This is a genomic window from Streptomyces hainanensis, from assembly GCF_004348415.1.
GTDB lineage: Bacteria > Actinomycetota > Actinomycetes > Streptomycetales > Streptomycetaceae > Streptomyces > Streptomyces hainanensis.
The window spans coordinates 1-6,456 of record NZ_SMKI01000441.1 but is presented as its reverse complement, the minus strand read 5'-3'; the positions used below and the strand labels follow the sequence as shown (position 1 = coordinate 6,456).

Genomic DNA, 6,456 nt, shown 5'->3' with positions numbered 1-6,456 from the left:
GGTCAGGCGGGGAGGACGAGGGCCGTCGCGAGGGCCGCCAGGCCCTCGCCGCGGCCGGTGAGGCCGAGGCCGTCCGTCGTCGTGCCGGAGATCGAGACGGCCGCGCCGACCGCCTCGGAGAGGACCCGCTGGGCCTCGGCCCGCCGCTTGCCGATCTTGGGGCGGACGCCGATCACCTGGATGGCGACGTTGCCGATCGTGAATCCCTCGGCCCGCACGATGCGGGCCGCCTCCGTCAGCAGGGTGACGCCGGACGCACCGGCCCATTCGGGCCGGTCCGTGCCGAAGTGCGCGCCCAGGTCGCCGACGCCGGCGGCCGAGAACAGCGCGTCGCACGCCGCGTGCGCGGCGACGTCGCCGTCCGAGTGGCCGGCCAGGCCGAAGCCGGCGTCCGGCCAGTGGAGGCCGGCGCACCACAGCTCGCGGCCGGCCTCGAACGCGTGCACGTCCGTGCCCACGCCGATCCGCGGCAGCGTCAGGGACCCGGCCGGGGCCGCGGGATCAGTAGCCATCGTTCTTCCTCCGGCGCGCCAGGACCGCCTCGGCCAGCACCAGGTCGAGGGGGCGGGTGACCTTGAACGCCTCCTCGTGGCCCGGGACCAGCACCACGGGGACGCCCATCCGTTCGACCATGCCGGCGTCGTCGGTGGCGTCGCCTTCCGCGTGCTTGAGGTGGGCGGCGACCAGTGTGGCGCGGTCGAAGCCCTGGGGGGTCTGGACGGCGCGCAGCAGCGCGCGGTCGGGGGTGGCCACCACCGGCTCCGGGCCGCCGGGCGGTTCGCTCGGTGCCGCGATCTGTTTGACGGTGTCGGTGACCGGGAGCGCCGGTACCACCGCCGGCGCGCCGGCGCGCACGGCGGCCGCGACGGCGTCCACCGTGTCAACGGGCACCAACGGGCGGGCGGCGTCGTGCACGAGGACGATCTCGATCTCGTCGGGCAGCGCGTCGAGGCCGAGGCGGACGGACTCCTGGCGGGTGTCGCCGCCCGGAACCACCACCTGGTCGACGCCGGGCGGCGGCGGGTGCTCGTCCAGCAGGGAACGGACGGCCTCGGCCTCGCCCGGTGGGGCGACGACCACGACCAGGGCCACGGCCCTGGCCCGTGCCATGGCCCGGACCGCGTGCACGAGCATCGGCGTGCCGCCGAGCTGACGCAGCGCCTTGGGGGCCCCTGGGCCCAGTCGGAGGCCGCGCCCGGCGGCCGGAATGACGGCGGCCGCGGGGGCGAGCCCGGGGCGGCTGAGTGTGATGTCGGTCATGGGTGACGAGTGCAGGTTTGTTTGCAGGGCGGGGTTGGGTATGGCCTGAGCGTGCCGGGGCCACACGATCGGACCCTTCCGTGACATGCCGGTCGGCCCAGCTTCACGGGCCCGGCACACTCTCTCCGACCGTGGGGGAATCCCGTCCCGAAGAGCTCGAACTCGAAGAGAACGAGGCGAATCGGGTTCGGAATTGTCTTCGCGGCGGTGGAATCGCACCACTCGGAGTTCCACACATGCCACAGCGCCCGCGCGGCACGGGGAATGCCTTTCGGGCGCTGCGGTACAGGCTGGCAACGCGAGCGGTTCGCGCACGGTGCGGCCGTCTGACGCATGAGTCTGTTCTGTCTGTCGTCGTGCTGGCGGCTGCCGGTATGCGCCGACGCGGGCTGCGTCAGCGGGATCGGCGCGTCAGGAGGCGAGGACCTCGTCCAGCAGGGACTCGGCCTTGTCTTCGTTGGTCGCCTCGGCGAGGGCGAGCTCGCTGACCAGGATCTGGCGTGCCTTGGCGAGCATGCGCTTCTCGCCGGCCGAGAGGCCCCGCTCACGCTCGCGGCGCCACAGGTCGCGCACGACCTCGGCCACCTTGATGACGTCACCGGAGGCCAGCTTTTCGAGATTGGCCTTGTAACGACGGGACCAGTTGGTCGGCTCCTCGGCATAAGGCGCGCGCAGCACCTCGAAGACCCGATCCAGACCGTCCTGCCCGACCACATCGCGCACACCGACGAGCTCGGCGTTTTCCGCCGGCACACGCACCTCGAGGTCACCCTGGGCGACCTTCAGAACCAAGTAGATCTTGTCCACGCCTTTAATGGGGCGAGTTTCGATGGCCTCGATCGTCGCGGCCCCGTGATGGGGATAGACCACGGTGTCGCCAACCTTGAACGTCATGTGACAGGTACCCCTTCCGTGGCTCTCCATGCTAACACGGGAAGACGCCCCTTTGAATGACGTTTTCGCAGGTCAGACCATATCTCGGGGGTTGACAAGGTCGGCTTCGGCGTGCATCGAGGGGCCTGGGACGGCAGGTATGCGCAGGTGGGAGCCGGGTTCGCCGGCCGGAGAAGTGGGTCCGAGAACACCCGGAAGAACACAAAGAACTTCCATCAACCAAGGAAAGGTGTCCGATTTGCCCTAGTTGACAGAATGGTCTCGGGCGTCAGTCCAGATGTCGAAGAATTGATCAACCGACCGCCATCTGATCAGGTACGCGGGGTGCGATCGAAAGCGGCCAATTCACTGCCGTGGGCCGGGTGCGGCCCGCGGAAGGGCGGTCGGTACGCTGAGCCCGATAGATCATCCTGACCGTTCTAGGAGATGCGGCCGCCGTGAGCAGCAGCCTTCGACGCGGCGTGACCGCCGCCTTCTTCACTTTCTCGATCGCCGCGCTGACGGCCGCCTGCGGCGCCGGCCAGCACGCCGGAACCAGCCAGATCAAGCCCGACAACGCCTACGCCCACGTCGACGACATCAAGGTGCAGAACGTCAACGTCGTGATGGCGGACGACGGCTCGGGGCCGGCCGGCGTCAGCGCCCGCCTGTTCAACACGGGTTCCGAGGACCAGACGCTGGAGTCGATCACCCTGCCGGGGACCGACGTGCGGGCCGAGCTGGTCCCCGCGGACGGCGAGAGCAGCGTGGTCGTCCCCCGGCACGGCTCCGTGGCGCTGGGCGGCGAGGGCAACCCGGCGGCGATCATCGCCGACCCGGAGGCGGCGAGCGTCGTGCCCGGCAACGCGCAGCACCTCGTCTTCGTGCTGAGCAACACCGGCGACATCACGCTCTACGCCCGGGTGGTGACGCCGACCGACAGCTTCGACTACTACCGCGACGTCGCCCCGACCCCGACCGCCCCGGCCCCCGGCGGTCCTGACGCGCCCGACGCCCCCGGCGAGGACGAGGCCGGCGTCGAGGGCACCGAGGGTGTCGAGGGTGACGAGGGCGTGGTGGACCCGGAGGGCGAGGAGACGGACGCCGCCGGGACGGAAGGCGTCGAGGGCACCGAAGGTGTCGAGGGTGACGGCGAGGACGAGGCCACGGGCGGGGTCGAGGGCACCGAGGGCACCGAGGGCACCGGCACGGGCGACGAGTCGGCCACCGCCGAGGGAACGGGCGAGTCGGCGGACCTCTGATCCGCCGGTCGGTCCCGACCGATCCCACCGATCCCCACCGCAGCACGATCCGCCCGCCGCGCCCCGCGGCGGGCGGACGCGTCGGGTGGGCCGGCCCCGTGCCGCACTGGCCGGCGGGACCTGCCCGCCAGGCGGGGCGGACAGGTCCCGCCGGCCAGTGGCGGGTCGATCGGGGCCCAGCGGCCCGGGGCGGCCTACGGCTCGAACTTGTAGCCGAGGCCGCGAACCGTGACGAGATAGCGCGGGGTGCCCGGGTCGGGCTCGATCTTGGCCCGCAGGCGCTTCACGTGGACGTCGAGGGTCTTGGTGTCCCCCACGTAGTCCGCGCCCCAGACACGGTCGATCAGCTGCATCCGGGTGAGGACGCGGCCGGCGTTGCGCAACAGCATCGCCAGCAGGTCGAACTCCTTCAGCGGCAGATCCACCTTCCGGCCCGAGACGGTGACCACGTGGCGGTCGACGTCCATCCGGACCGGTCCCGCCTCCAGGGCGGCCGGGCTCTCCTCCTCCGACTCCCCCCGGCGACGCAGCACCGCGCGGATGCGCGCCACCAGTTCGCGGGAGGAGAACGGCTTGGTCACATAGTCGTCGGCCCCTATCTCGAGGCCGACGACCTTGTCGATCTCACTGTCCTTGGCGGTCACCATGATGACCGGAACGTTGGAGCGGCCCCGCAGCTGGCGGCAGACCTCGGTGCCGGGCAGGCCCGGCAGCATGAGGTCGAGCAGCACCAGATCGGCGCCGTTGCGCTCGAACTCGTCCAGCCCCTCGGGGCCCGTGGCCGCTGTGGCGACCTCGAAGCCTTCCTTGCGGAGCATGTACGACAGAGCGTCGCTGAACGACTCCTCGTCCTCGACTACGAGCACTCGGGTCACGGGAGGACCTCCCGGGCGGTTTCGTTGGTGCGGGTGGAGTTGTGCGGCTCCGCTTCACCGTCAGCTTCCACGCTGTCGGGGAACTCGGCCGGTTCGTGCAGGGTGCCACCGAATCCCTCGCGTTTACGCCTGAGGGCCCGATGGCGTTCCCGCGCGCTGCCGGGTTCCGGCAACCGCAGGGTGAACGTGGAGCCCTGACCTTCAGCGCTCCACACCATGACTTCCCCGCCATGCGAGGCAGCCACGTGCTTGACGATCGCGAGTCCGAGCCCGGTCCCGCCGGTCTGGCGGGACCGGGCCGGGTCGACGCGGTAGAACCGCTCGAATACGCGTTCCCGGTCGTTCTCCGGAATGCCGACGCCCTGGTCGGTCACGGCGATCTCGATCAGGTCGCCGCCGGATCCGGAGACCTGCGAGCCGGCGATGGCGACCCTGGTGTGCGGTGGGCTGTAGTTGACCGCGTTCTCCACCAGGTTGCCCAGGGCGGCGGAGAGCTGGCTGCGGTTGCCCCAGACGACGAGGCCCGCGGTGCCGCCCGAGGCGATGGTGATCTGCTTGCTCCCGGCCTGCTGGCGGCAACGGTCGAGGGCCTCGGTGACGAGTTCCTCGACGGGGACCAGCTCGGCGGCCGTGAGCATGTCGTTGTCCTGCACCCGGGAGAGGTCGATCAGCTCCTGGATGAGGTTGGTGAGCCGGGTGGCCTCGTTCTGCATCCGACCGGCGAAGCGGGTGACCGCCACCGGGTCCTCCGCCGCGTCGAGCACGGCCTCGGAGAGCAGCGACAGGGCGCCGGCGGGGGTCTTGAGCTCGTGGCTGACGTTGGCCACGAAGTCGCGGCGAACGGCCTCGATGCGACGGGACTCGGTCAGGTCCTCGACCAGCAGCAGCACCAGCCGGGCGCCCAGCGGCGCGGCCCGGGCCGAGACGGCCAGCACGTCGGAGCGGCCCAGCTTGCCGCGCTTCGGCAGGTCGAGCTCCAGCTGCCGTATCTCGCCGTCGCGACGGGTGTCGCGGGCCATCTTCAGCATCGGCTCCACGGCGATCCGGCCGCCGCGCACCAGGCCGAGCGCGTAGGCGGCCGAGCTGGCCTTGACCACACCGTCGTACTCGTCGAGCACGACGGCGGAGGACCGGAGCACGGACAGCACGGTGTCCACCCCTGGCGGGAGAACGGCCTCGGTGTGCTGCGTGGTGCGGGCTGGCCGAGATCGCTCGCGTTCGCTGAGCCGGAATGCCAGCATGGCGACCACCCCGGTGCAGAGACCGGCTATCGCCGCCACTGCGGCGACCGCCGCGTTCACGTCCATATCCTCAGGTTATGCGGGGCTTGCCCGCTGGACACAGGTGTGACTGAAGATGCTCTTCCCGCCGCCCGCGAGAGTTCACCTTGCCGACAGCGATGATTCACTTGACGGGGCGGAAACGGCCGCTTTGCAGGCACAACTTGTGACGGACACAGCAATGCGGGCGGAGGAAGGACGATCGGTCATGCGTGACGCATACCACGAAGAACTCGACGCGATCAGCGACAACCTGGTCGAAATGGCCAGGTTTGTTGGATCTGCGATCGGGCGGGCCACGACCGCGATGCTGGATGCTGATCTCAAGCTCGCCGAGAGTGTGATAGAGGGCGACGACAAGGTCGACGAGATGCACCGCGACCTGGAGAACTCGGCGATCGCGCTGTTGGCGCGGCAGCAGCCGGTGGCGACCGATCTGCGGATCGTCGTCACCAGCCTGCGGATGAGCGCCGACCTGGAGCGGTGTGGCGACCTGGCGCAGCATGTGGCGAAGGTCGCGCGGCTCCGCTTCCCCGACTCGGCGGTGCCGCGGGATCTGTCGGCGACCATACTGGAGATGGGCCAGCTGGCGCAGCGGCTGATGGCCAAGGCGACCGAGGTGCTGATCACCAAGGACGTCGAGCTGGCGATGCAGCTGGAGCAGGACGACGACGAGATGGACTCGCTCCACCGCACGCTCTTCAGCCACCTGCTCGACGACCGCTGGCACCACGGCATCGAGACGGCGGTGGACGTGACGCTGCTCGGCCGCTACTACGAGCGCTTCGCGGACCACGCGGTGTCGATCGCGCGGCGGGTGGTGTTCCTGGTGACGGGCGAACACGCGGACGAGTTCCTGCCGGACCCGGACGCGACGGCCTGAGGGTCACCGGGGGTTGTTTCCCC

The 6,456-nt window shown here is 70.6% G+C and carries 7 protein-coding genes; 2 read left to right on the top strand and 5 right to left on the bottom strand.

Going from position 1 to position 6,456, the window contains the following annotated elements:
* Positions 1 to 2: 2 nt before the first annotated feature.
* The 3 genes from ispF to E1283_RS29480 form a co-directional block, all read right to left on the bottom strand.
* Positions 3 to 512: a 2-C-methyl-D-erythritol 2,4-cyclodiphosphate synthase gene (ispF, locus tag E1283_RS29490; protein ID WP_132821220.1), complete on the bottom strand. Its 510-nt coding sequence runs from the start codon at positions 510 to 512 to the stop codon at positions 3 to 5.
* Positions 502 to 1,260 (bottom strand): 2-C-methyl-D-erythritol 4-phosphate cytidylyltransferase, encoded by a 759-nt coding sequence (gene ispD / locus E1283_RS29485; protein WP_132821219.1) that lies wholly within the window; start codon positions 1,258 to 1,260, stop codon positions 502 to 504. Before ispD ends, ispF begins: the two co-directional genes overlap by 11 nt.
* A 411-nt stretch (positions 1,261 to 1,671) precedes the next feature.
* On the bottom strand, positions 1,672 to 2,154 hold the full coding sequence (locus tag E1283_RS29480; RefSeq protein WP_129841803.1) for a CarD family transcriptional regulator: 483 nt from the start codon (positions 2,152 to 2,154) through the stop codon (positions 1,672 to 1,674).
* Positions 2,155 to 2,591: 437 nt separating this feature from the next.
* On the opposite strand from E1283_RS29480, the gene E1283_RS29475 reads away from it, so the two are divergent.
* A complete protein-coding gene (locus tag E1283_RS29475; RefSeq protein ID WP_132821218.1) occupies positions 2,592 to 3,395 on the top strand; it encodes a DUF461 domain-containing protein in 804 nt (267 codons plus the stop codon).
* A gap of 194 nt (positions 3,396 to 3,589) precedes the next feature.
* Here E1283_RS29475 and phoP read toward each other — a convergent pair whose 3' ends face one another.
* A complete protein-coding gene (phoP, locus tag E1283_RS29470; protein ID WP_132821217.1) occupies positions 3,590 to 4,270 on the bottom strand; it encodes a two-component system response regulator PhoP in 681 nt (226 codons plus the stop codon).
* Positions 4,267 to 5,577 carry a two-component system sensor histidine kinase PhoR gene (gene phoR, locus E1283_RS29465; protein WP_132821216.1) on the bottom strand — a complete coding sequence of 437 codons (1,311 nt, stop codon included), beginning with the start codon at positions 5,575 to 5,577 and terminating at the stop codon, positions 4,267 to 4,269. The genes phoP and phoR overlap by 4 nt, the downstream gene beginning before the upstream one ends.
* A 181-nt stretch (positions 5,578 to 5,758) precedes the next feature.
* Here phoR and phoU point away from each other — a divergent pair, with 181 nt between their 5' ends.
* On the top strand, positions 5,759 to 6,433 hold the full coding sequence (gene phoU, locus E1283_RS29460; RefSeq protein WP_132821215.1) for a phosphate signaling complex protein PhoU: 675 nt from the start codon (positions 5,759 to 5,761) through the stop codon (positions 6,431 to 6,433).
* The last annotated feature ends 23 nt before the right edge of the window (positions 6,434 to 6,456 follow it).

Coding starts and splice junctions, on each gene's coding strand:
- phoR (WP_132821216.1), bottom strand. CDS start 5,577: ATGGACGTGAACGCGGCGGTCGCCGCAGTGGCGGCGATAGCCGGTCTC.
- E1283_RS29480 (WP_129841803.1), bottom strand. CDS start 2,154: ATGACGTTCAAGGTTGGCGACACCGTGGTCTATCCCCATCACGGGGCC.
- phoU (WP_132821215.1), top strand. CDS start 5,759: ATGCGTGACGCATACCACGAAGAACTCGACGCGATCAGCGACAACCTG.
- ispF (WP_132821220.1), bottom strand. CDS start 512: ATGGCTACTGATCCCGCGGCCCCGGCCGGGTCCCTGACGCTGCCGCGG.
- ispD (WP_132821219.1), bottom strand. CDS start 1,260: ATGACCGACATCACACTCAGCCGCCCCGGGCTCGCCCCCGCGGCCGCC.